The following is a 23290-nucleotide window of genomic DNA, read 5'->3' as shown; positions in this document are numbered from 1 at the left end:
TAACTATCATGGCATACAGCGAAAAAGTAATTGATCACTACGAGAACCCACGTAACGTTGGTTCTTTCGATAAAGAAGATCCATCCATCGGTAGCGGCATGGTTGGTGCGCCAGCATGTGGTGACGTGATGCGTCTGCAAATCAAGGTGTCTCCAGAAGGCATTATTGAAGATGCGAAGTTCAAAACTTACGGCTGCGGTAGCGCAATCGCATCCAGTTCATTGGTAACCGAGTGGGTGAAAGGCAAATCTATCGATGAAGCCGCATCCATCAAGAACTCTGAAATTGCAGAAGAGCTTGAGTTGCCACCAGTGAAAGTTCACTGTTCAATTCTGGCAGAAGATGCAATCAAAGCGGCTGTTGCTGATTACAAGAAAAAACACGAACTGTAATTCATAAGGGAGCACACGCTGCTCCCCCCTTTAATTAATTGAGAATCAAAGGTTGTAGTATGGCCATTACCTTAACCGAAACCGCAGCAAGCCGAGTCAAATCTTACCTGGATAACCGGGGAAAAGGGGTTGGTTTACGTCTGGGTGTAAAAACCACAGGCTGCTCGGGTATGGCTTACGTGTTGGAATTCGTGGATGAACTCAACGAAGAAGACGAGGTGTTTGAAGATCACGGCGTGAAAGTGATCATCGACAGCAAAAGCCTAGTCTACCTCGACGGCACTCAGCTCGATTACAAGAAAGAAGGGTTAAACGAAGGTTTTGAGTTCAACAACCCAAATGCGAAAAGTGAATGTGGTTGTGGTGAAAGCTTCAACGTTTAACGGTTAAATCTCGGTGTTGCAGGCGGTTGTTGCTGCCTGTCGCCGAATATGAAGGACCGGTTTTACATGAATTACTTTGAATTATTTGGGCTACCAACTCAGTTTGATCTGGATGGTAGCCTTCTTTCTTCTCAGTTCCGTGAGTTGCAAAAGCGTTTCCATCCGGATAATTTTGCCACCGCGTCTGAGCGGGATCGCCTGTTAGCGGTCCAGAAAGCGGCGCAAATTAATGACGCCCACCAAATTTTGAAAAGCCCAATCAATCGCGCAGAATACCTGCTGTCACTCAATGGCGTTGAGCTTCGTGGTGAGCAACAAACGCTGCAGGATCCCATGTTCCTGATGGAACAGATGGAATTGCGTGAAGAACTTGAAGCGGTCGAACGCAGTACTGATCCAGAAAGTACCTTGTTTGATTTTGATGGCAAAGTCAGCAAAATGTACAAACAACATTTGGTTCAGGTTGAACATGAGCTCAATGACGGGCAATGGGAAACCGCTGCTGACACCGTACGTAAACTTAAATTTATTGCCAAATTAAAAACTGAAATAGAACGAGTGGAAGACAAGCTGCTCGGCTAGTTCAAATAAAAGGACCCATCCATGGCATTACTTCAGATTGCAGAGCCTGGTCAAAGCTCGGCGCCCCATGAGCAAAAGCTAGCCGCGGGCATCGATCTAGGCACCACCAACTCACTGGTTGCTTCCGTGCGTAGCGGGAGCGCAGACACTTTGCTAGATGAGCAAGGTCGAAGCATTCTGCCTTCGGTCGTGAACTACTCTGGCGAAGAGAGTGTGGTTGGCTACGATGCACGCGATAAAGCGCAGGCTGATCCTGAAAATACCATCATTTCGGTCAAACGCCTGATCGGTCGTTCCCTGCACGACATCCAAACTCGCTACACCAACTTGCCTTACCGTTTCAAAGCGAGCGACAACGGCCTGCCAATTCTACAAACCGAACAGGGTGACAAAAACCCGATTCAAGTTTCCGCCGATATTCTCAAATCACTGGCCAAACGTGCTGAAAACACGCTGGGCGGTGAACTGGCTGGCGTGGTGATCACGGTACCGGCTTATTTTGATGATGCGCAGCGCGCAGGCACCAAAGATGCCGCGAATCTGGCTGGGCTACATGTGCTGCGTTTGCTGAACGAACCGACGGCGGCCGCAATTGCCTATGGCCTTGATTCCGGCCAAGAAGGTGTGATTGCAGTCTACGATCTCGGCGGCGGTACGTTTGATATTTCGATTCTGCGTCTGTCAAAAGGCGTGTTTGAAGTGCTGGCAACTGGCGGCGATTCTGCGTTGGGTGGTGACGATTTTGACCACCTGATTGCTGACTATTTGCAAGCTCAAATCGGCGTGGAAGGTAAACTCAGTGCCGAGAACTATCGCGCGCTGATCAACGCTGCGACCCAAGCTAAAATTGCGCTAACTGATGCGGATGTTGCCGACGTCAGCGTGCTGGGTTGGCAAGGTTCATTGCGCCGCGAGACGTTGAACGAACTGATTCAACCTCTGGTGAAAAAAACGTTAATGGCGTGTCGTCGTGCCCTGAAAGACGCAGACGTTACTGCAGAAGATGTGCTGGATGTGGTGATGGTCGGTGGTTCAACGCGCACACCATTTGTACGTGAGATGGTTGGCGAGTTCTTTGGACGTACGCCCCTGACCAGCATCAACCCAGACGAAGTGGTTGCGATTGGTGCGGCGATTCAAGCCGACATTCTGGCGGGCAACAAGCCGGATTCCGAAATGCTGCTGTTGGATGTCATTCCGCTGTCGCTGGGCATTGAAACCATGGGTGGTCTGGTGGAGAAAATCATTCCACGCAATACCACGATTCCAGTCGCGCGTGCGCAAGAGTTTACCACCTTCAAAGATGGTCAAACGGCGATGAGCGTGCACGTGGTGCAAGGAGAGCGTGAATTAGTGGACGATTGTCGTTCGCTGGCTCGTTTCTCACTCAAAGGCATTCCGCCAATGGCTGCTGGTGCGGCGCACATTCGTGTGACTTACCAAGTGGACGCAGACGGATTGTTGTCGGTGACGGCGATGGAAAAGAGCACCGGTGTTCAGTCTGAAATTCAGGTCAAACCATCTTATGGTCTGAGCGACGACGAAGTGGCCAACATGCTGAAAGATTCGATGGCATACGCCAAAGATGACATGCAGGCGCGTGCGTTGGTGGAACAGCGTGTTGAAGCGGACCGCGTGATTGAAGGTCTGATTTCTGCGATGCAAGCCGATGGCGATGATTTGCTGACGGAAGAAGAGCGCCAAGCGCTGCTGCAAGCGATTGAAAAACTAATTGAACTGCGCAATGGCGACAACGCTGATGCCATTGAACAGGGCATTAAAGATACCGACAAAGCCAGTCAGGAATTTGCATCGCGTCGTATGGATAAGTCCATTCGTGCTGCACTGGCCGGTCATTCTGTTGACGAGATTTGAAGAGATAACCAACATGCCAAAGATTATTGTTCTGCCTCATGAAACCCTTTGTCCGGAGGGCGCGGTCCTAGAAGCGCAACCCGGGGAAACGATTCTTGATGTGGCATTGAAAAACGGTATCGGTATTGATCATGCGTGTGAGAAATCGTGCGCATGCACCACCTGTCACTGCATCGTTCGCGAAGGTTTTGATTCTCTGGAAGAGAGTGATGAACTGGAAGACGATATGCTCGACAAAGCGTGGGGCCTAGAGCCGGAATCCCGACTGAGCTGTCAGGCTCGTGTGACAGATGAAGACTTAGTGGTTGAAATTCCTAAGTACTCTCTGAACCACGCATCGGAAGATCATTAATTCGTGTGCCTCGCCTACACTGTAGCCGAGGCCACTTTGCATTAGGAACGTTGACATGAAATGGACAGATTCGCGCGATATCGCGATTGAGCTGTGTGACCAATACCCGGATGTTGATCCGCAAAACGTACGTTTTACCGATCTGCACCAGTGGATTCTAGATCTGGAAGAGTTTGACGATGAGCCAAATCGCTCGAACGAAAAGATTTTAGAAGCGATCATCCTGTGTTGGATGGACGAACGCGACTAGTCCGCTGGACGTGCTGCTCCAAAACGGAGCCAAGTTAACAGTTTTTACTAAAAAAAGCGGGCCTGATGGTCCGTTTTTTTATCAAGTTGACATTTTTACCTGACAAAATGCTAACATCCGAACGTTAATTATTCGACGTGGCCAAGATCACGCCACGACAAGGACAAGGAGAAACCATGTCTACACAGATGTCTGTATTGATTAGCCAAGATTCTGCTCAGCCTCAGTGGGGAGAAAAGGCGTTACTTTCGTTTTCTGAACAAGGTGCAGTGATTCACCTTGAGCAATCTCATGATTTAGGCGCGATTCAGCGCGCAGCGCGCAAATTGGATAACCAAGGGTTGCGTTCGCTCATGCTGGATGGCGACGGTTGGACGCTAGAAGCGATTTGGGCGTTTTACCAAGGCTACCGCGATCCGAAGAAACTGAATACGCTGGAATGGAAAGCGTTACCTCAGGCGGAACAAGCGGAGCTGGAAGCTCGCATCAAAGCGACAGATTGGGCACGCGATATTATTAACAAAAGTGCTGAAGAAGTGGCGCCACGCCAACTGGCAACCATGGCCGCGGAATTCATCAAATCGGTGGCACCTGAGCACGTCTCTTACCGCATCGTGAAAGACAAAGATCTGCTCACTGAAGGGTGGGAAGGCATCTTTGCGGTGGGGCGTGGTTCTGAGCGCACGTCAGCCATGCTACAACTGGATTTCAACCCAACCGGCGATGAAAACGCTCCTGTATACGCGTGCTTGGTGGGTAAAGGCATCACGTTTGACTCAGGCGGTTACAGCTTGAAGCCATCTAATTTTATGTCTGCGATGAAATCAGACATGGGCGGTTCGGCCATGGTCACTGGTGCATTGGGGCTGGCTATCCTGCGTGGCCTGAACAAACGCGTGAAGCTGATCCTGTGCTGCGCAGAAAACATGGTGTCTGGCCGTGCGTTGAAATTGGGTGATGTGATCACCTACAAAAACGGGAAGACTGTGGAGATCATGAACACGGATGCGGAAGGTCGTTTGGTCTTGGCGGATGGTTTGATTTACGCTTCAGAGCAAAACCCGGAACTGATTATCGATTGTGCGACCCTGACAGGCGCGGCGAAGAATGCGCTGGGCAACGATTTCCACGCGCTACTGAGTTTTGATAACGCATTGTCGCAAGACGCGCTGAATGCCGCGAAAGAAGAGCACGAAGGCTTGTGGCCGCTGCCGTTGGTGGATTTCCACCGTGAAATGCTGCCATCGAGCTTTGCCGATTTGTCGAACATCAGCTCTGGAGATTACTCACCGGGTGCGAGCACCGCGGCGGCCTTCTTGTCTTACTTTGTCACGGACTACAAAACCGGTTGGCTGCACCTTGACTGTGCCGGCACTTACCGCAAATCGCCCAGTGACAAATGGGCGGCTGGCGCAACCGGCATGGGCGTGAAAACTGTTGCCCGTATCCTGTTGGATCACGCGAAATAATAGCGAAAAATCGCGGGCAGCGTGCTGCTGCCCTTTATAACTACAATAGAAGTAAAAGGACATCTTATGGCTCTTGAAAGAACATTTTCGATTATTAAGCCCGATGCAGTGGAACGTAACTTGATTGGTGAAATTTACCATCGTATCGAAAAAGCTGGGATGCGCATTGTTGCTGCCAAAATGCTGCACCTGACGGAAGCGCAGGCGAGCGGTTTCTATGCTGAACACGAAGGCAAAGAATTCTTCCCAGGACTGAAAGAATTCATGACCTCTGGCCCGATCATGGTTCAGGTGCTGGAAGGGGAAAATGCAATTGCCCGTTACCGCGAACTGATGGGGAAAACCAACCCAGAAGAGGCGGCGTGTGGCACGCTGCGTGCAGATTATGCCATCAGCATGCGTTTGAACTCGGTGCATGGCAGTGACAGCCCGGCGTCAGCAGCCCGTGAAATTGAATTTTTCTTCCCAGAGTCTGAGCTTTGTCCACGTAGTAAATAAGCTCGATTTGGTGTAAAAAAGCCCTCAGCATGAGGGCTTTTTTGTGCCTGAAACGACGCTCAGTCACACTCGTTCTGGGGGGCTATTTTTTAATCACAATGATATTAATGCCTTAGTAAAGTCATGGATTTGCAGCTCTTGTTGTCATTGCGTAAAGGCTGTACAATTCGCGCCCTTAATTCTTGTTCCATCTCTGAGAGGCTACATGACCACAGAAAAAGTCAATCTGCTCGATTTTGATCGCAAAGGCTTACGCGCATATTTCGCTGATGAATTGGGTGAGAAAGCGTTCCGCGCGGATCAAATCATGAAGTGGATCTATCACTTTGGTTGTGATGATTTCGACAAGATGACGAACATCAACAAGAAACTGCGTGAACAACTGAAAGAACGTTGTGAAATTCGTGCGCCGTACGTTTCTGAAGCGCAACATTCCAGTGACGGCACCATCAAATGGGCAATGCGTGTCGGTGATCAAGACGTCGAAACCGTGTACATTCCGGAAGATGACCGTGCCACGCTGTGTGTGTCATCTCAAGTTGGTTGTGCGCTGGAATGTAAATTCTGCTCCACTGCTCAACAAGGCTTTAACCGTAACCTGCGTGTGTCTGAAATCATTGGTCAGGTATGGCGCGCGGCTCGCGAAATTGGTCTGGAAAAAGAGACTGGCCGTCGTCCGATCACCAACGTGGTGATGATGGGAATGGGCGAACCGTTGCTGAACATGAAAAACCTGATCCCAGCCTTGGAAATCATGTTGGATGATCTCGGCTTTGGTTTGTCGAAACGCCGCGTGACGGTATCGACTTCCGGGGTGGTGTCCGGCTTGGATCAGATGACCGGCCAAATTGACGTGGCATTGGCGATCTCATTGCATGCGCCGAACGACACGCTGCGTAGCGAAATCATGCCTATCAACGATCGCTGGGACATTCAAGACTTCCTTGCCTCGGTACGTCGTTATATCGCCTCATCAAACGCCAACCGTGGCAAAGTGACCGTGGAATACGTGCTGCTCGATCATGTGAACGATGGCACCGAGCATGCGCATGAACTGGCGCAGTTGATGAAAGACACACCGTGTAAAATCAACTTGATTCCGTTTAACCCATACCCGGGTTCGCCGTATAAAAAACCAAGCAACTCGCGCATCGACCGTTTCCAAAAAACACTGATGCAATACGATCACACCGTGACCGTGCGTAAAACGCGTGGTGATGATATCGATGCGGCGTGTGGTCAATTGGTCGGTGATGTGATTGACCGCACCAAACGCACCAAGATGAAACAGGCGGACGAAAACGCAATTCCAGTCAAGACGCTGTAATTCATTGATGTTTCAAAAAAGCCAGAGCTTGCTCTGGCTTTTTGCTTTTGGGCGTTTTTTCATCCCTTTGGACCATTTTCAATGTCAATTTAACGAAAAACCTTGACGTGTCTGTAATTTCTTTCCCAAATCCATGTTGTTTACCGCCTAATATCTATTAGAATGATTCTCTGTTATCAAAGTCGATTGGAATTACTGATACAATTGACGCTACCACATTCCTTATGTTGAAGCCGGTGACGAATTCGCTACTAACAATGAAGAATAAAGGCGAGTGGAAACAGGCTTGAGCACAAAACACGAGATTGATATCGCGGATGAATACAGAACAAGACAACATCACAGAAAGCACATCAACAGTACAACCCGGCACGCTTCTTAAAGAAAAACGTGAAGCGTTAGGCCTGACTCAAAAGCAAGTCGCTGACCGACTGAGACTGCGCGTTACCATTATTCAAAATATTGAAGAAAACAATTTTGATTCTGATTTAGTGGCCACGTTTACGCGTGGCTACCTGCGTTCTTACGCCAAAGCTGTTGGGGTACCCGACCACCAAATTTTGGATGCATTTGAAGCAAGCGTCAGCACTGAACCTCAAGAGCAGACCATGCAGAGCTTCTCAAAGAAAACCAAACGCGAGAAGCATGACAGCCGCATCATGACCATTACATGGATCATTTTGTTGGTGATCATTGGGATGTCGTCGCTGTGGTGGTGGCAGAACAATGAACAAGATACGTTAAAACCGGATCACAACGCGCAAGCCGTGTCTGCTGTGGCGGATCAAGCGGCCGCGCCAAGTGCGGATGAACCGCAACCTGAATTCAACACCATTGATGCGCTGCAAAACGAGGCGTCTGGCGCGCAAGCGACCGAAGAGCCAAGCGACGAAGAGATGGTGATGGACGAGCCAGCACCCGCAAACACCGTGACTGAGCCTGAAGTGGTGCCAGTGGCACCCCAAGCGGCAGACGATGCTACGGCAGGGGATCTGCTGACGATGAATTTCAGTTCTGATTGCTGGATTCAGGTGAAAGATGCAGCGGGTAAAACGCTCTCAACAGGCATTAAGAAAGCCGGCCAGACACTAAATTTACGTGGTCAGAAGCCGCTACAAGTGATTCTTGGTGCTCCGGAAGGGGTTTCAGTTACATTTGCGAGTGAACCTGTCGACCTTTCTGGGTATACTTCCGGTAAAGTAGCACGATTCACCTTACCTTAGACAATACTATGCAACACGAGTCTCCTATCAAACGTCGCCCATCGACACGCATTTACGTGGGTGACGTGCCAATTGGCGATGGTGCACCGATCGCCGTCCAATCCATGACCAACACGCGCACCACCGATGTGGAAGCAACCGTGGCGCAAATTCGCGCGTTGGAAAATGTGGGTGCAGATATCGTACGTGTCTCGGTTCCAACCATGGATGCCGCAGAAGCGTTTAAACTCATCAAGCAACAGGTTTCTGTCCCTCTGGTGGCCGATATCCATTTTGACTACCGTATTGCGCTGAAAGTGGCGGAATATGGCGTCGACTGTCTGCGAATTAACCCCGGAAACATCGGTAATGAAGACCGAATCCGTTCGGTGGTGGATTGCGCGCGTGACAAGGGCATTCCAATTCGTATTGGTGTCAATGGTGGCTCGCTGGAAAAAGACATCCAAATGAAATATGGCGAACCGACCCCAGCCGCGCTGGTGGAATCGGCGATGCGCCATGTCGACATCTTGGATCGCCTGAACTTCGACCAATTCAAAGTCAGTGTGAAAGCGTCTGACGTGTTCCTTGCGGTTGACTCCTACCGCCTACTGGCGCAAAAAATTGATCAACCCTTACACCTTGGGATCACCGAAGCTGGTGGTGCGCGTGCGGGGTCGGTGAAATCTGCGGTCGGTCTAGGCATGCTGCTGGCGGAAGGCATTGGCGATACACTGCGTATTTCCTTGGCGGCGAACCCGGTGGAAGAGATCAAAGTGGGCTTTGACATTCTGAAGTCACTGCGCATTCGTTCCCGCGGCATCAACTTCATTGCTTGCCCAAGCTGCTCGCGTCAGGAATTTGATGTGATCGCGACGGTGAACGCACTGGAACAGCGCCTGGAAGATGTGCTGACGCCAATGGACGTCTCCATCATCGGCTGTGTCGTCAACGGTCCGGGTGAAGCGGAAGTGTCTCATCTTGGGTTGGCTGGCAGCAATAAAAAGAGCGCATTCTATGAAGATGGTGTGCGTCAGAAAGAGCGTTTCGACAACGATGATTTGGTCGATCAGCTGGAAGCGAAGATTCGCGCCAAAGCCGCTCAGCTGGATGTGAAAAATCGCATCGATATTCAGCAACAAGATTAATCTCAACGATATTACGGTAAGTACTGTGGCAAAGACTATTCAAGCAATTCGAGGCATGAACGATTGCCTCCCTACTCAGTCTCCGCTTTGGCAAAAAGTGGAAGGCATTGTGAAAAACGTGATTAGCGCATACGGCTACAACGAAGTGCGCATGCCAATCGTTGAGATGACTCATCTGTTCAGCCGCGCGATCGGTGAAGTCACTGACGTGGTTGAAAAAGAGATGTACACCTTTGAAGACCGCAATGGCGATAGCTTGACTCTGCGTCCAGAAGGCACGGCGGGCTGTGTCCGTTCAGGCATCGAAAACGGTTTGTTGTACAACCAAGAGCAGCGCCTGTGGTACATGGGCCCGATGTTCCGTCACGAGCGCCCACAAAAAGGTCGCTACCGCCAATTCCACCAATGTGGTGTCGAAGTGTTCGGCATTGATGGTCCAGACGTTGATGCTGAATTGATCATGATGACCGCACGCCTGTGGCGTGAATTGGGCATCGCGGATTACGTGCGTCTTGAACTCAACTCTATCGGTTCTTTGGAAGCGCGCGCAAACTACCGCACCGCGCTGATTGAATACCTTGAGCAATACCAAGACGTTCTGGATGAAGACTGCAAACGCCGTATGTACACCAACCCACTGCGCGTGCTGGACACCAAAAACCCAGATGTGCAGGCTGTACTGGGTGACGCACCGAAGCTTTCTGATTATTTAGATACTGAATCTAAACAACATTTCGCAGGTTTGTGTGAACTTCTTGACGCCGCAGGTATCGAATACACCATTAATGAGCGTTTAGTCCGTGGTTTGGATTACTACAACCGCACCGTATTTGAGTGGATGACTGACAGCCTAGGCGCACAGGGCACAGTGTGTGGCGGCGGTCGTTACGATGGTCTGGTTGAGCAGTTGGGCGGTAAAGCCACACCAGCGGTGGGTTTCGCAATGGGCCTTGAGCGTCTTGTGCTGATGATGGAAACCTTGGGCAACACCGACGTACGTCGTAACGTTGATGTGTACATGGTGACTGCCGGTGAAGGCACGCTGACGGCGGGTATGAAGCTAGCGGAACAGCTACGCGAGCAGATCCCTGGCCTGCGCGTGATGACGCACTTTGGTGGTGGTAACTTTAAGAAACAATTTAAACGCGCGGACAAAGTCGGCGCAGCCGTTGCTCTGGTACTGGGTGAAAACGAAGTGGCAGAGCACACCGTAGTTCTCAAAGACCTGGCTGGTGGTGAACAAGAAACGATTTCTCAAACTGAAGTTGCGAGCAAACTGGCTCACCTCGTCTAAACGCAAATTTTGAGATGTCATACTAAGAGGACAGGAAGTGGAACTCTACGATACTGAAGAACAACAAGTTGAAGCGATCAAAGATTGGTGGAAAGAGAACGGCAAAGCCGTGATCTTTGGCGCTGTGATCGGCTTGGGTGGTTTGTTTGGCTGGCGTTTTTATCAAGATTCTGTGACGTCAGGACAAGAAGCCGCTTCAGCAAGTTACACCAAGGCAATTCAAACGCTGACAACCAAAGGCGTTGATGGTGAAGCCGACGTGCAAAGTTTTATCGACAGCAATTCTAAATCTGAATACGCTGTTTTGGCGGCAATGCAACTGGCGAAAGCACAAGTGCAAGCCGGTCAACTCGATGAAGCACTGGCTCAGCTTGAGTGGGCGAAAAATGCGACCGGTGATGCGGCGCTGAAACCGGTGATCACGTACCGCGTGGCACGTCTGCAAGCAGAACAAGGCAACTTTGATGCGGCGTTGAGCGAATTGGCAACCATCAAAGAGCAAAGCTGGACGGGCCGTGTGGCTGAATTGCGTGGCGATATTTCTCTGCGTAAAGGCGACAAAGAGGCCGCTTATGCTGCCTACGCTGAAGCGCAGCAAGCGGATGATGCGAGTCAAACGCTGCAAATGAAACTGGATGATCTGGCCAAATAAGGGCACACCTTGATGAAAAAGATGTTCAACAAAGTGCTCTTGTCTGCCGCAGTTCTCGGGCTGCTAGCTGGATGTGCGGGCGAAGAAGAGAACGTCATCATGGCACCAGTGCCTGTGGTGAAAAGTGAGTTTACGCCAAAATCTGATTGGAGTGCTTCCGTCGGTGGCGGTGTTGGTCATTACTTCTCTAAACTGTCTCCGGAATCGGCCTACGGCAAGATTTACGTGGCCAGTCGTGATGGCGAAGTGAAAGCGCTTGATCCAAGTAACGGTAAAACGTTGTGGAATGTGGATCTGGAGCAAGACACGCCCGCGCGTTTGTCAGGCGGCATTGCGTCGGCATATGGTCAGATTTACATCGGCAGTGAAAACGGTGAAGTGATTGCACTGAACGCAGAAACCGGTGAAGAAGCTTGGCGTGCGAACGTTGAAGGTGAAGTGTTGGCAGCCCCAGTTGCAGATAGCAGTTTGGTGATTGTGAACACCAGCCGTGGCGCTTTGATCGCGCTGGATGAGAAAACCGGCGAGCAAAAGTGGACCATCAGTACCGAAGTTCCGAACCTGACCTTGCGTGGCGACAGTCGCCCAGTGGCGGCATCGGGTGGCGTATTCTGGGGTACATCCGGTGGCCGTTTGGCTGCGGCGATTTCTGAGCGTGGTCAGCTGATTTGGCAACAACCCGTTGGGCAGCCGAAAGGCGCCACGGAAATCGACCGTCTGGTCGATGTTGATTCGTCTCCGCTGATTATTGGCGCAACCCTGTATACAGTGGGTTTCAATGGTCAGCTAATTGCTATCGATCTGCGTTCGGGTAACCCGATGTGGAAACGCAATTACTCGTCGTCAACGGACATTGCCAGCGATGGTGGTCGTCTGTTTGTGATTACCGATAAAGATCACGTGATTGCTGTGGATGCTCGCAGTGGCACGGAGCTGTGGAGCAACGATCAGTTACAAAACCGTTTGTTGACAGCACCTGTGCTGATCAATGGTTTTGTGGTGGTCGGTGACAGCGAAGGATACTTGCATTGGATTGACCGCAGCACGGGAGAGTTTGTCGCTCAGCAACTGGTCAATGACAGCGGTTTCGCCGTGAGTCCCTTGGCATTATCCGACGGTTATCTGGTGATCACACGTGATGGCAAAATAAAGAAACTGACGATCCAGTAATATTTCGTGATATAATTCACAAACGGCTCCTAGCTGGTAACAGTTAGGAGCCGTTTTATACTTTTCGCCCATAGAAGTTGCCTACTCGCACTTCAACGGCGTGAAGTCATTGGCATTCACCTTGTGGTTATAGGTAAAAATTTAGCGCTTGTGAAAGAGTGTTTACCTATAACTACATAAGAAAAGAATCATTGTAGAGGTTGTTATGATACCTGTAGTTGCTCTTGTTGGGCGTCCGAACGTAGGTAAATCGACGCTATTTAACCGACTCACCCGCACACGAGATGCACTGGTAGCGGACTTCCCAGGTTTGACTCGTGACCGTAAATACGGTCAGGCAAAACTGGGCGAACATGAATTCATCGTGATCGATACCGGCGGTATTGATGGCAGCGAAGAAGGCGTTGAAACCAAAATGGCGGCACAATCGCTTGCCGCGATTGATGAAGCGGATGTGGTGCTGTTTATGGTGGATGGCCGTGCTGGCCTGACCGTTGCGGATGAAGCGATTGCGAACCACTTGCGCCGTGTTGAGAAAAACGCGATTTTGGTGGTGAACAAAGTTGACGGCATTGATGCGGAAACCGCCAGTGCTGAATTCTGGCAGCTTGGCGTTGATCAGATGTTCCAAATCGCGGCGGCACATGGCCGTGGTGTGGGCGCGTTGATTGATCGTGCGCTGAACCCACTGGCGGAACAAATGCAGCAAGAAGAAGCGGCACTGGAAGACTTAACCGGTTTCGTGGATGCAGAGCAAGAAGAGAAGCTGGATTACACCGAAGAAGAAGCGGAGGAAGCGTACAAACGTCTGCAAGATCAACCGATCAAGCTGGCGATTATCGGTCGTCCGAACGTGGGTAAATCAACGCTGACAAACCGCATTCTGGGTGAAGAACGCGTGGTTGTGTACGACATGCCGGGCACGACGCGCGACTCCATTTACATTCCGATGCAACGTGATGAGCGTGAATACGTCTTGATCGATACCGCAGGTGTTCGTCGTCGTAAACGCATCAACGAAACCGTTGAAAAATTCTCGGTGGTGAAAACCCTCAAAGCGATTGAAGATGCAAACGTCGTGCTGCTGGTGGTGGACGCGCGTGAGAACATCTCCGACCAAGATTTGAGCCTGCTGGGCTTTGCACTGAACGCAGGTCGCTCGATCGTGATTGCTGTGAACAAGTGGGATGGTCTGGATACTGACGTGAAAGAGCGCGTGAAGAAAGAGCTAGACCGTCGTCTGGGCTTTGTTGACTTCGCACGTATTCACTTTATTTCCGCGCTGCACGGTACGGGTGTCGGTCACCTGTTCGAATCGGTTCAGGAGGCTTACCGCTCTGCAACCACTCGTGTGGGGACTTCAGTACTGACGCGTATTATGAAAATGGCAACCGAAGATCACCAGCCACCTTTGGTGCGTGGTCGCCGCGTGAAACTGAAATATGCGCACGCTGGGGGTTACAACCCGCCGATCATCGTGATTCACGGTAACCAGGTGAATGAACTGCCGGATTCTTACAAACGTTATCTGATGAACTACTACCGTAAGTCATTGGATATCATGGGAACACCAATTCGCATTCAGTTCCAGAACAGTGAAAACCCATTTGAGGGTAAAACCAATAAGATGACCCTGTCTCAAGAACGCAAACGTAAGCGTCTGATGACCATGATGAAAGATCGCAAAAAATAAAAACAAAGCCCGGGTTTAGCCCGGGCTTTTGCTATTCTGTGCCCACGAAATCAATCTCACTGAGAAATTTGTATGTCTTACACACCAACGATCGTGACGTTTACGCAATCGTGTCACACGCTCACCAGCCAAGTGCAATTGGTTCAATCATCGTCAGACAAGCTGTATGTGGTCACGCACAGCACGCCGTTTCATCCCGTGAGCCATATTTGGCCGGATCACCCGGCTGACCAAGGAACGCTCCATTCTGCGCACGGAACGTTTGCCGTTGTTGATTGCCAAGTCGGTGCGATTGAATTGGCAACAGGCCATCTCTCGGTTGGGCAGGCGATTCCGGTGAAGCGTGACGCACCGGGGTGGGTGTTTGTGGTGGTTCATGTGCTTGAGGCGGAAGTCAACGCTGTGGCTTTAGGAGAGGCCGTGACACTCACCGTGAACGCAGCCTATCAGCAACGCCTCAGTCGTGGTCACAGTGCCGGACATCTGGCTTATTTAGCGCTCAACAAGGTGCTGGCGAAGGGATACTGGCGGAAAGACGCCGATCGCAAAGACCCGCATGGCCATTGTGATTTTAATAGCTACGCACAGGTCACTAGCTTTGTAACAGAAGATCGCTGTGTCGATACCTATCGACTTGGTAAAACACTCCGTAAAAGAGGGTTAAACAGTGATGATATGCTAAATGACCTTGCGAGCATCGAAAAGCAAGTGAATCAGCAGTTGGTGGATTGGTTAGCGTTGCGATCGCCAATGATGGTATTGCGCGATGGGGATGCGCTCACCGATTCCCGTTACTGGGAGTGTGATTTACATGAAGGCGAAATCGCACGTATCCCTTGTGGTGGAACGCATGCAACGAGTTTGTGTGATTACCAAAGCATCGTTGTGAACTTGCAAATACGGGATGACCAACACATCGAAATGCACACGCATGTAACTCCAGCCTCGGAAGAATGATCTTTTTATTAAATTCTGACAGATTGGCTTATTTAAATTACCATTAGATTTTAAGTCTGTTTAAAATCCAAAAACAGGATATGTAACTTATGCTTTCGGTGTGTGGTTATATAAATGTTCTTTTGAGGGGAGATCGCTGATCAACGTGAATAAAGCAGATGATCGGACGACGATCTTTTAAAGCAAGGATAGCAGCATCGCCTGAGGAAAGCCGATGAGGTTGAAGATGCTGTGATAAAGATCAAGGTGATGTATCCGTTTGTTTTGGATCATCAAATGACAAATAGCATGCATGAGAGAAACACGATGAATAACCCTTGCCCGACCTGCCAGCAGCCATTGGTGTGGGATGGTCAGTATCACTGCACGCAGTGCGACGAACACTTTAAAAAAGTGGGCTTTTGCCCGGATTGCGGTGCGGAATTGGAAAAGTTACAAGCGTGTGGTGCGGCGAATTACTTTTGTCATCACTGCAATGAACTGAAATCCAAATCGCGAGTCCGATTTGAATTTCACAAGCAGGATCATTGAACGGTGGAGTGAATCTCACCATCGGCTAAACGGGTGACGAGTTGGTCGCCCGTTTTGACATCTGAAGCTTGGCGCACAATCTCACCTTGTGACGTTTGGGTAATCGAATAACCGCGCGACAGGGTAGCGAGTGGGCTGACGGTGTCGAGTTTGTCGATAAGCCGCGTAAAGCGGTGACGAGACGAAACCAGTTGGCGCTGCATGGCGTCAATCAAACTTCGTTCGCGCAAGGCGAGGGTGTAATGCTGCTCACGCAGGGTTTTCTCTGGCGATTGCAATTGCAGGCGATGCTGCTGTTTGGCCACGTGTTGACGTGTTTGGTTGAGCTGTTTCTGAATCGCGCGTTCGAGACGCATACTCAACTCATCAAGTTGCTGCTGCTGACGTTGCAACCGGTACATCGGGTGCTGCTTGTCCAAGCGATACTGTAATTGCTTCAACGCCCCTTTTTGTTCAGAAACGTAATGGCGCATGGCGCTGGACAGCTTGTGCTCGTATCCCTGAAATGCTTGTTTTTTATGACTGTTGTCTCGGCTTACTAGTTCTGCCGCCGCCGATGGCGTTGGCGCGCGGACGTCAGCGACAAAATCAGCGATGGTCACATCGATTTCATGGCCAACTGCGCTGATGATCGGGATTTGACTGGCCGCAATGGTGCGCGCCACGATCTCATGGTTAAAACACCACAAATCTTCCAACGAGCCACCGCCCCGTCCAACAATCAATACATCACATTCTTCGCGGGCATTGGCGCGGCCAATGGCTTGCGCAATCTGAATTGCGGCGTCTTCCCCTTGGACGAGGGTCGGATAAATGATGATGGGCAAGCTGGGATCTCGGCGTTTAAGCACCTGCAGAATGTCGTGCAGAGCAGCGCCGGTTTTTGAGGTAATCACACCCACGCAGCGCGGGTGTTCCGGCAGGGGGTGTTTGAGTGTCTGGGCAAACAGTCCTTCTGCGGCCAGTTGCATTTTGAGCTGATCGAATTCTTGTTGAAGACGACCGTCGCCTTCCGGCTGCATGCTCTCAATGATGATCTGATAATCCCCACGCGGCTCGTAAAGCGACAAGCGGGCTTTGACCAGTACTTGCTGACCATTTTGCGGCTTAAAGCGAACGAAGCGATTACTGCCCTTGAACATCGCACATTTGACTTGTGCACGGGAGTCTTTGAGGGTGAGGTACCAGTGTCCAGAGACGGGAGCGGAGAAGTTCGAGATTTCGCCAATCAACCACACAATGCCCATTTCATTTTCCAGTAACAACCGGACTTCAGCATTGAGACGGGAAACCGTATAGATGTTTGGATTGGTCAAAGAGGACTCGCTAATTTGCTCAGACGTGGGTATGGAAATTAGCGGCAATATAATACATATCAAGGGGGTAATTGCAAATAAAAAATGAAAAAATGAGTGGTCAAGCGATTGCTCTGGGCGTATAATCCGTCCGCAATATCTAATCCAAATGCAGCATCGCTGCACTCATTATGCGAAACGATGAGGCTTGGATTGTTCTTTTTACTCCTTATATTGTGAGATATTGCAAATGCTAAGAATTGCCAAAGAAGCGCTGACATTCGATGACGTCCTACTTGTGCCAGCACACTCCACCGTTCTCCCAAATACCGCTGATCTTCGCACTCAGCTGACGAAAAACATCCAACTGAACATCCCAATGATCTCTGCGTCGATGGATACCGTGACGGAAGCCCGTCTGGCTATCGCTCTTGCGCAGGAAGGTGGCATTGGCTTTATCCACAAAAACATGTCTATTGAACAACAGGCTGCTGAAGTTCGTCAGGTGAAGAAATTTGAAGCTGGCGTGGTCACCGATCCGGTCACCGTAAGCCCTGATGCAACTATCGCTGATGTGATCGCCCTGACTGAAAAGCACGGTTTTGCGGGTTTCCCTGTGGTGACTGAAAGCCACGAGCTGGTGGGGATCATCACGGGTCGTGACGTTCGTTTTGTGACGGATTTGTCGAAGAAAGTCTCTGTGGTTATGACGCCGAAAGAGCGTCTTGCATCGGTCAAAGAAGGTGCGACTCGCACTGAAGTTCAAGAAAAAATGCACGAAGCACGCGTTGAAAAAGTATTGGTCGTGAACGATGAGTTCCAACTGACCGGTATGATCACCGCCAAAGACTTCCATAAAGCTGAACGTAAACCTAACGCATGTAAAGATGCACGTGGTCGCCTACGTGTTGGTGCTGCGGTTGGCGCTGGTGCTGGCAACGAAGCGCGTGTCGCTGCTCTTGTTGAAGCGGGCGTAGACGTTCTGCTGATTGACTCTTCACACGGTCACTCTGAAGGTGTTCTTAACCGCATTCGTGAAACGCGCGCGGCATACCCAGAGCTAGATATCATCGGCGGTAACGTTGCTACTGGCGCAGGTGCTAAAGCGCTGATCGAAGCAGGTGTGAGTGCTGTGAAAGTGGGTATCGGCCCTGGTTCTATCTGTACAACTCGTATCGTGACAGGCGTTGGTGTACCTCAAATCACTGCGATTTCTGATGCGGCTGAAGTGGCGGGTCAATACGGTATTCCTGTCATTGCGGACGGCGGTATCCGTTTCTCTGGCGACATCTGTAAAGCGATTGCAGCTGGCGCATCTTGTGTGATGGTTGGCTCAATGTTCGCAGGGACTGAAGAAGCACCGGGCGAAGTGATTCTGTACAACGGCCGTTCTTACAAAGCTTACCGCGGTATGGGTTCTCTGGGTGCGATGTCTCAAGGTTCTTCTGACCGTTACTTCCAATCCGATAATGCAGCGGACAAACTGGTTCCTGAAGGTATCGAAGGCCGTATCGCGTACAAAGGTCGCCTGAAAGAGATCGTTCACCAACAAATGGGTGGTTTACGTTCAAGCATGGGTCTGACCGGTTCTGCGACCATTGAAGATATGCGTACGAAAGCAGAATTTGTACGAATCTCTGGCGCGGGTATGGCAGAGTCTCACGTACACGACGTTCAAATCACGAAAGAAGCACCAAACTATCGTTTGGGTTAATCAACGTCGCATTGATTTTTCTCGAACGAGAAAACAACGTAAACGTTTGCTTTTTCCTTGAAGCATTAATAAGAGGCGAGTACACTCGCCTCGGTTTTAATCACTTAGCCCTAAAAGACTGCTCAAAATGACTAAAAATATCCATGACCAACGTATTCTGATCCTGGACTTCGGTTCTCAGTACACTCAACTTGTGGCGCGTCGCGTCCGTGAAATCGGCGTTTATTGCGAACTGTGGAGCTGGGATGTTGAAGAAGCGGATATTCGCGAATTCAATCCAGACGGCATCATTCTATCTGGTGGTCCGGAAAGCGTAACGGAAGCGAACTCGCCCCGTGCACCGCAATACGTTTTTGACTCAGGCGTGCCTGTGCTGGGCGTATGTTACGGCATGCAAACCATGGCTGAACAGCTGGGTGGTAAAGTTTCGGGCTCTGACGAGCGTGAGTTTGGCTACGCACAAGTGAAAGTGTCTGGTGAGTCTGCGCTGTTCAAAAATCTTGAAACCACACAAGACGTTTGGATGAGCCACGGCGACAAAGTTGTCGAGATTCCTGCTGATTTCGTCAAAGTCGGTGAGACAGACACCTGTCCTTACGCGGCGATGGCAAACGAAGAGAAAAAATACTACGGCGTACAGTTCCACCCAGAAGTGACACACACCAAAGGCGGCCTGCAAATGCTGGAAAACTTTGTGCTGGGTGTTTGTGGTTGTGAGCGTCTATGGACGTCTGAATCGATCATTGAAGACGCGGTCGCTCGCATCAAAGAGCAAGTGGGCGATGATGAAGTGATCCTTGGCCTGTCTGGCGGTGTGGATTCGTCAGTTGTGGCGATGCTGGTTCACCGTGCTATTGGCGACAAACTGACCTGTGTGTTTGTTGACAACGGTCTGCTACGCCTGAATGAAGGTCAGCAAGTGATGGATATGTTCGGCGATAAATTCGGTCTGAACATCATCAAAGTGGACGCAGAAGAGCGCTTCCTTGATGCACTGAAAGGCAAGTCTGATCCAGAAGACAAACGTAAAACGATCGGTCACGTGTTTGTCGACGTATTCGATGAAGAGTCGAAGAAACTGAAAAACGCGAAATGGTTGGCGCAAGGCACTATTTACCCAGACGTGATCGAATCCGCCGCTTCAAAAACCGGTAAAGCGCACGTGATTAAATCGCACCACAACGTGGGCGGTCTGCCTGACGACATGGAAATGGGCTTGGTTGAACCATTGCGTGAGCTGTTTAAAGATGAAGTGCGTAAGATTGGCCTAGAGCTCGGTCTGCCGTACAACATGCTTTACCGCCACCCATTCCCAGGGCCAGGCCTTGGCGTTCGTGTGCTGGGCGAAATCAAGAAAGAATACTGTGACTTGCTACGTCGCGCAGATGCGATCTTCATTGAAGAGCTTCATGCGGCTGACCTATACGACAAAGTGTCTCAAGCATTCACCGTGTTCCTCCCTGTACGCTCTGTGGGCGTGATGGGCGATGGCCGTAAGTATGACTGGGTTGTTTCACTGCGTGCTGTTGAAACCATCGATTTCATGACCGCGCATTGGGCACACCTGCCATACGACTTCCTTGGCAAAGTGTCGAACCGCATCATCAACGAAGTGAACGGTATCTCTCGTGTGGTTTACGATATTTCAGGTAAGCCGCCAGCAACTATCGAGTGGGAATAATCCCGCCTCGCTAGTCAGTGAGTCATCAACTTCAAAAGCCCCGGATGAACGCCGGGGCTTTTTTGTGGCTGAATGGTGGCGCGATGAAATTTTGAGCGTCGTCGGCAGTTACTTGATTCGGCATCAGTAACGCGGTGTTAGCTTACCGAAGTGGCTCGCAAAACGAATGATTCTGACCGACATTCACTATTCAATCGATGGTCAGCTACCTACGCTTCTGCCAGTGATGTGTAATCTGGAAGGAAGCAAATGATGTTTACGCCTAGCAAACTCACTCTGATCTCAGGGTGCCTCTTTACCGCCTGTGTTCAGGCGTCCATGACCATTGAACCCGATCCCGAAAATCCAAGTGGTTACTTGGTGTCTCGCGCCGAGCTGCACGCCGCAGAACAAAGTAAAACCGCGGACCCGATGTACGCTATCTGGGCGCAAGCGTTGCAAACGCGAACCAATCAAGAAGTCGAAGCGATTGAACCGGGGCTGACAAGCAACCCCGTCAACGTGCAACGTGTCGAGCGCGTGTTTCCGCAAAGTGACTGGGACAACCTCACCCATATGGCGGCACCGGAATACACCTACACGCGTTTTTTGCGTGCAATTGGTAAATTCCCCGCCTTTTGTGGTGACTACAGCGATGGGCGTGACGCCGACGCAATCTGCAAGAAGTCGATTGTGACGGCGTTTGCGCATTTCTCACAAGAAACCGGCGGCCATATTGCCAAAGACAACGTGTCGGATAACCCGCTGGGGTTGGAAGAGTGGCAGCAAGCGCTCGTGCATGTACGTGAAATGGGCTGGTCTGAAGGGCAGGAAGGGTATACCACTGGCTGCGGACAAAATGATTGGCAAAACGCACGCTGGCCGTGTGCTGCGGGGCAGGGATACTTTGGCCGTGGCGCCAAACAACTCTCGTATCATTTCAACTATGGCGCTTTTTCGGAAGCCATGTTTGATGGGGATGCAACGGTGCTTTTGAATCAACCCGGTCTGGTGGCTGATTCATGGCTGAATCTAGCCTCCGCAATTTGGTTTTTCCTCACGCCTCAAGCACCAAAGCCTGCGATGTTGCATGTGATTGACCGCACTTGGGTGCCTTCGCAACGTGAAATCGATGCGGGCATCGGGTACGGGTTTGGCACCACGATTAACGTGATCAATGGCGGCATTGAGTGCGGCGAGCAAAACAAAGACAAAGGTCAGCCCGTGAATCGCATTCGCTATTGGGAAGGGCTTGCTGAGTATTATCACATTCCGCAGCAACCGGATGAAAAAAACACCTGTTGGCAGCAAACCCCGTATGGCAGCCTCAATTTAAATGGTGCGACGGACGTGTTGTATACCAACTGGGACGGTAACTGGAAGTATTATGCCGATCGCCCCGAGGGCTATTCGTTTGAATGTGAGCTGGTGGGCTTTCAGACGGCATATTCAGCTTTAGTGGCAGGTGACTACGAGAAGTGTGTGACCAATTTCTATGGGTCACATGCCAGTTGGCCACAGGTGCGCGTGGTTGAACAACTGGAACCGTCTGATCCGGGGACCGACCCGGGCAGCAATGTCTGGGACAAAAACGCAGTCTATCACGCTGGTGATCAAGTGGTGTGGCATGGTGCAACTTATGAAGCGAAATGGTGGACGCAAGGCGACGATCCCGCCAATGGTGGGCCTTGGTTATTCGTCAGTGAAACACCATCGACACCAGAACCAACGCCGGAGCCCGCTCCTGAGCAACAACCCACGCCGGATCCCGTACCTGACACGGGCAGTTTTCTCGAATGGCAATCGGGTGTCTCTCAGGTCGCAAACGGCGAAAAAGTGACTTACAACGGGCGCTGCTTCATTGCGAAAAACGCGCCGGGTGTGTGGGAAACGCCGCTGCAATCCAACTGGTTTTGGGATGGAATATCTTGTAAATAATTTATTTTTTATCGCTCTCGGGCCTTTCTTATGTGGAAGGCCTTTTTTGTTTTTGTAAAAGTTATTATTTATCAGTTGATTGGCATTATCTATCGCTTGGGCTTACGGAGTTAGTATTTTGGTAATCTTAGATCTCATTTTTGAGTTCTATACTTTTATTTATGCGTGATTAAAATCCGCGCGTATTTTTTATCAACACTTTTGTAAGGTAACTTGAATGTCTACTAAATTAGCCAACCCTGCGCCGCTTGGTCTCATGGGTTTCGGTATGACGACTATTCTGCTGAATATTCACAACGCAGGTTTCTTCCCAATCGATTCGATGATTCTTGCGATGGGTATTTTCTACGGCGGTTTGAGCCAAGTGATTGTAGGCATCATGTGCTTTAAGCGCGGTGATACATTCGGTACAACGGCGTTTACTTCTTACGGTCTGTTCTGGCTGACGCTGGTTGGCCTGTTGGTGATGCCTAAAATGGGTCTGCCAGCAAGTCCTGCACCGTTCATGGGTTGGTACCTCGCATTGTGGGGCATCTTCACAGGCTTCATGTTTATCGGTTCACTGTGCTACCCAGTGGCAAAACAAGTGGTGTTCGGTTCACTGACCATCCTGTTTGCACTGCTAGCGATTCGTGATTTTACTGGTAGCGAATTCATCGGCATGATCGCAGGTTTCGAAGGCATCTTCTGTGGCGCAAGCGCAGTATACTTCGCGATGGCGCAAGTGATTAACAACGAGTACGGCCGCGTGGTTCTGCCAATCGGTGAGAAGAAAAAAGCGGCTCCGGTTGCACAAGAAATCGCTGCGTAATTAAACGTATTAGGAAAAGGCTGGCCAGGTGCCAGCCTTTTTTGTACCCCAATTGAACTTTAAGTGGCCTACCTCCGAGCATGCGGTCTGAGCGTGG

General features: G+C 50.4%; 22 protein-coding genes. 21 read left to right on the top strand and 1 reads right to left on the bottom strand.

What is annotated here, in order from left to right; translation table 11 throughout:
• The first annotated feature begins 8 nt into the window (after window positions 1-8).
• The 17 genes from iscU (at window position 9) to ACF8PK_RS19265 (ending at window position 15775) form a co-directional block, all read left to right on the top strand.
• Window positions 9-392, top strand: coding sequence for a Fe-S cluster assembly scaffold IscU (gene iscU / locus ACF8PK_RS19345; protein WP_004729416.1), 384 nt, complete (start codon window positions 9-11; stop codon window positions 390-392).
• A 59-nt stretch (window positions 393-451) separates the two neighbouring features.
• Complete coding sequence (gene iscA, locus ACF8PK_RS19340) at window positions 452-775, top strand: iron-sulfur cluster assembly protein IscA (protein ID WP_004729414.1); 324 nt, start codon at window positions 452-454, stop codon at window positions 773-775.
• 66 nt (window positions 776-841) lie between these two features.
• A complete protein-coding gene (hscB, locus tag ACF8PK_RS19335; RefSeq protein ID WP_014205651.1) occupies window positions 842-1357 on the top strand; it encodes a co-chaperone HscB in 516 nt (171 codons plus the stop codon).
• 21 nt (window positions 1358-1378) lie between these two features.
• On the top strand, window positions 1379-3232 hold the full coding sequence (hscA, locus tag ACF8PK_RS19330) for a Fe-S protein assembly chaperone HscA (RefSeq protein WP_143680138.1): 1854 nt from the start codon (window positions 1379-1381) through the stop codon (window positions 3230-3232).
• 13 nt (window positions 3233-3245) lie between these two features.
• A complete protein-coding gene (fdx, locus tag ACF8PK_RS19325; protein ID WP_004729409.1) occupies window positions 3246-3584 on the top strand; it encodes an ISC system 2Fe-2S type ferredoxin in 339 nt (112 codons plus the stop codon).
• A 55-nt stretch (window positions 3585-3639) separates the two neighbouring features.
• On the top strand, window positions 3640-3834 hold the full coding sequence (gene iscX / locus ACF8PK_RS19320) for a Fe-S cluster assembly protein IscX (RefSeq protein WP_004729407.1): 195 nt from the start codon (window positions 3640-3642) through the stop codon (window positions 3832-3834).
• A 176-nt stretch (window positions 3835-4010) separates the two neighbouring features.
• On the top strand, window positions 4011-5303 hold the full coding sequence (gene pepB, locus ACF8PK_RS19315) for an aminopeptidase PepB (RefSeq protein WP_004729404.1): 1293 nt from the start codon (window positions 4011-4013) through the stop codon (window positions 5301-5303).
• Between the two features lie 66 nt (window positions 5304-5369).
• On the top strand, window positions 5370-5801 hold the full coding sequence (gene ndk / locus ACF8PK_RS19310) for a nucleoside-diphosphate kinase (RefSeq protein ID WP_004729403.1): 432 nt from the start codon (window positions 5370-5372) through the stop codon (window positions 5799-5801).
• Window positions 5802-6006: 205 nt separating this feature from the next.
• Window positions 6007-7128 carry a bifunctional tRNA (adenosine(37)-C2)-methyltransferase TrmG/ribosomal RNA large subunit methyltransferase RlmN gene (locus tag ACF8PK_RS19305; RefSeq protein WP_004729401.1) on the top strand — a complete coding sequence of 374 codons (1122 nt, stop codon included), beginning with the start codon at window positions 6007-6009 and terminating at the stop codon, window positions 7126-7128.
• A 317-nt stretch (window positions 7129-7445) separates the two neighbouring features.
• The gene (locus ACF8PK_RS19300; RefSeq protein ID WP_004729399.1) at window positions 7446-8351 is read left to right on the top strand and encodes a RodZ domain-containing protein; all 906 of its coding nucleotides are present in this window, start codon (window positions 7446-7448) and stop codon (window positions 8349-8351) included.
• Between the two features lie 8 nt (window positions 8352-8359).
• A complete protein-coding gene (ispG, locus tag ACF8PK_RS19295; RefSeq protein WP_055465971.1) occupies window positions 8360-9478 on the top strand; it encodes a flavodoxin-dependent (E)-4-hydroxy-3-methylbut-2-enyl-diphosphate synthase in 1119 nt (372 codons plus the stop codon).
• Between the two features lie 25 nt (window positions 9479-9503).
• Complete coding sequence (gene hisS / locus ACF8PK_RS19290; RefSeq protein WP_038152824.1) at window positions 9504-10772, top strand: histidine--tRNA ligase; 1269 nt, start codon at window positions 9504-9506, stop codon at window positions 10770-10772.
• 37 nt (window positions 10773-10809) lie between these two features.
• A complete protein-coding gene (locus ACF8PK_RS19285; protein ID WP_004729392.1) occupies window positions 10810-11424 on the top strand; it encodes a YfgM family protein in 615 nt (204 codons plus the stop codon).
• 12 nt (window positions 11425-11436) lie between these two features.
• Complete coding sequence (gene bamB, locus ACF8PK_RS19280) at window positions 11437-12594, top strand: outer membrane protein assembly factor BamB (RefSeq protein WP_004729391.1); 1158 nt, start codon at window positions 11437-11439, stop codon at window positions 12592-12594.
• Window positions 12595-12799: 205 nt separating this feature from the next.
• Window positions 12800-14287: a ribosome biogenesis GTPase Der gene (gene der / locus ACF8PK_RS19275; protein WP_004729389.1), complete on the top strand. Its 1488-nt coding sequence runs from the start codon at window positions 12800-12802 to the stop codon at window positions 14285-14287.
• Between the two features lie 72 nt (window positions 14288-14359).
• Window positions 14360-15244 carry an alanyl-tRNA editing protein gene (locus tag ACF8PK_RS19270; protein WP_392443112.1) on the top strand — a complete coding sequence of 295 codons (885 nt, stop codon included), beginning with the start codon at window positions 14360-14362 and terminating at the stop codon, window positions 15242-15244.
• Window positions 15245-15550: 306 nt separating this feature from the next.
• Window positions 15551-15775, top strand: a complete 225-nt coding sequence (locus tag ACF8PK_RS19265; RefSeq protein WP_014205644.1) for a zinc ribbon domain-containing protein — start codon at window positions 15551-15553, stop codon at window positions 15773-15775.
• Here the strand turns inward: ACF8PK_RS19265 and xseA are convergent.
• Entirely contained in the window at window positions 15769-17106 is a 1338-nt protein-coding gene (gene xseA, locus ACF8PK_RS19260; protein WP_370447168.1) for an exodeoxyribonuclease VII large subunit, read from the bottom strand. The genes ACF8PK_RS19265 and xseA overlap by 7 nt on opposite strands.
• Before the next feature lie 214 nt (window positions 17107-17320).
• On the opposite strand from xseA, the gene guaB reads away from it, so the two are divergent.
• The 4 genes from guaB to ACF8PK_RS19240 all read left to right on the top strand — a co-directional run bounded on the left by guaB (window position 17321) and on the right by ACF8PK_RS19240 (window position 23193).
• Window positions 17321-18784 (top strand): IMP dehydrogenase, encoded by a 1464-nt coding sequence (gene guaB / locus ACF8PK_RS19255; protein WP_392443109.1) that lies wholly within the window; start codon window positions 17321-17323, stop codon window positions 18782-18784.
• A gap of 127 nt (window positions 18785-18911) precedes the next feature.
• On the top strand, window positions 18912-20465 hold the full coding sequence (gene guaA / locus ACF8PK_RS19250; protein ID WP_014205642.1) for a glutamine-hydrolyzing GMP synthase: 1554 nt from the start codon (window positions 18912-18914) through the stop codon (window positions 20463-20465).
• Between the two features lie 252 nt (window positions 20466-20717).
• A complete protein-coding gene (locus ACF8PK_RS19245; protein ID WP_392443305.1) occupies window positions 20718-22382 on the top strand; it encodes a chitinase in 1665 nt (554 codons plus the stop codon).
• Window positions 22383-22599: 217 nt separating this feature from the next.
• Window positions 22600-23193 (top strand): acetate uptake transporter, encoded by a 594-nt coding sequence (locus tag ACF8PK_RS19240; RefSeq protein WP_014205631.1) that lies wholly within the window; start codon window positions 22600-22602, stop codon window positions 23191-23193.
• Window positions 23194-23290 lie beyond the last annotated feature (97 nt).

Origin of the sequence: Vibrio sp. CJQ_6 (assembly GCF_043106745.1) — a bacterium.
GTDB lineage: Bacteria > Pseudomonadota > Gammaproteobacteria > Enterobacterales > Vibrionaceae > Vibrio > Vibrio furnissii.
Note: the sequence above shows the minus strand (reverse complement) of the source record. Positions and strands in the feature narration are given on the sequence as shown.

Excerpts from the sequence above, each read along its gene's own strand:
- iscU (WP_004729416.1), top strand. The coding sequence starts at position 9 with ATGGCATACAGCGAAAAAGTAATTGATCACTACGAGAACCCACGTAAC.
- iscA (WP_004729414.1), top strand. The coding sequence starts at position 452 with ATGGCCATTACCTTAACCGAAACCGCAGCAAGCCGAGTCAAATCTTAC.
- hscB (WP_014205651.1), top strand. The coding sequence starts at position 842 with ATGAATTACTTTGAATTATTTGGGCTACCAACTCAGTTTGATCTGGAT.
- hscA (WP_143680138.1), top strand. The coding sequence starts at position 1,379 with ATGGCATTACTTCAGATTGCAGAGCCTGGTCAAAGCTCGGCGCCCCAT.
- fdx (WP_004729409.1), top strand. The coding sequence starts at position 3,246 with ATGCCAAAGATTATTGTTCTGCCTCATGAAACCCTTTGTCCGGAGGGC.
- iscX (WP_004729407.1), top strand. The coding sequence starts at position 3,640 with ATGAAATGGACAGATTCGCGCGATATCGCGATTGAGCTGTGTGACCAA.
- pepB (WP_004729404.1), top strand. The coding sequence starts at position 4,011 with ATGTCTACACAGATGTCTGTATTGATTAGCCAAGATTCTGCTCAGCCT.
- ndk (WP_004729403.1), top strand. The coding sequence starts at position 5,370 with ATGGCTCTTGAAAGAACATTTTCGATTATTAAGCCCGATGCAGTGGAA.
- ACF8PK_RS19305 (WP_004729401.1), top strand. The coding sequence starts at position 6,007 with ATGACCACAGAAAAAGTCAATCTGCTCGATTTTGATCGCAAAGGCTTA.
- ACF8PK_RS19300 (WP_004729399.1), top strand. The coding sequence starts at position 7,446 with ATGAATACAGAACAAGACAACATCACAGAAAGCACATCAACAGTACAA.
- ispG (WP_055465971.1), top strand. The coding sequence starts at position 8,360 with ATGCAACACGAGTCTCCTATCAAACGTCGCCCATCGACACGCATTTAC.
- bamB (WP_004729391.1), top strand. The coding sequence starts at position 11,437 with ATGAAAAAGATGTTCAACAAAGTGCTCTTGTCTGCCGCAGTTCTCGGG.
- der (WP_004729389.1), top strand. The coding sequence starts at position 12,800 with ATGATACCTGTAGTTGCTCTTGTTGGGCGTCCGAACGTAGGTAAATCG.
- ACF8PK_RS19270 (WP_392443112.1), top strand. The coding sequence starts at position 14,360 with ATGTCTTACACACCAACGATCGTGACGTTTACGCAATCGTGTCACACG.
- ACF8PK_RS19265 (WP_014205644.1), top strand. The coding sequence starts at position 15,551 with ATGAATAACCCTTGCCCGACCTGCCAGCAGCCATTGGTGTGGGATGGT.
- guaB (WP_392443109.1), top strand. The coding sequence starts at position 17,321 with ATGCTAAGAATTGCCAAAGAAGCGCTGACATTCGATGACGTCCTACTT.
- guaA (WP_014205642.1), top strand. The coding sequence starts at position 18,912 with ATGACTAAAAATATCCATGACCAACGTATTCTGATCCTGGACTTCGGT.
- ACF8PK_RS19245 (WP_392443305.1), top strand. The coding sequence starts at position 20,718 with ATGTTTACGCCTAGCAAACTCACTCTGATCTCAGGGTGCCTCTTTACC.
- ACF8PK_RS19240 (WP_014205631.1), top strand. The coding sequence starts at position 22,600 with ATGTCTACTAAATTAGCCAACCCTGCGCCGCTTGGTCTCATGGGTTTC.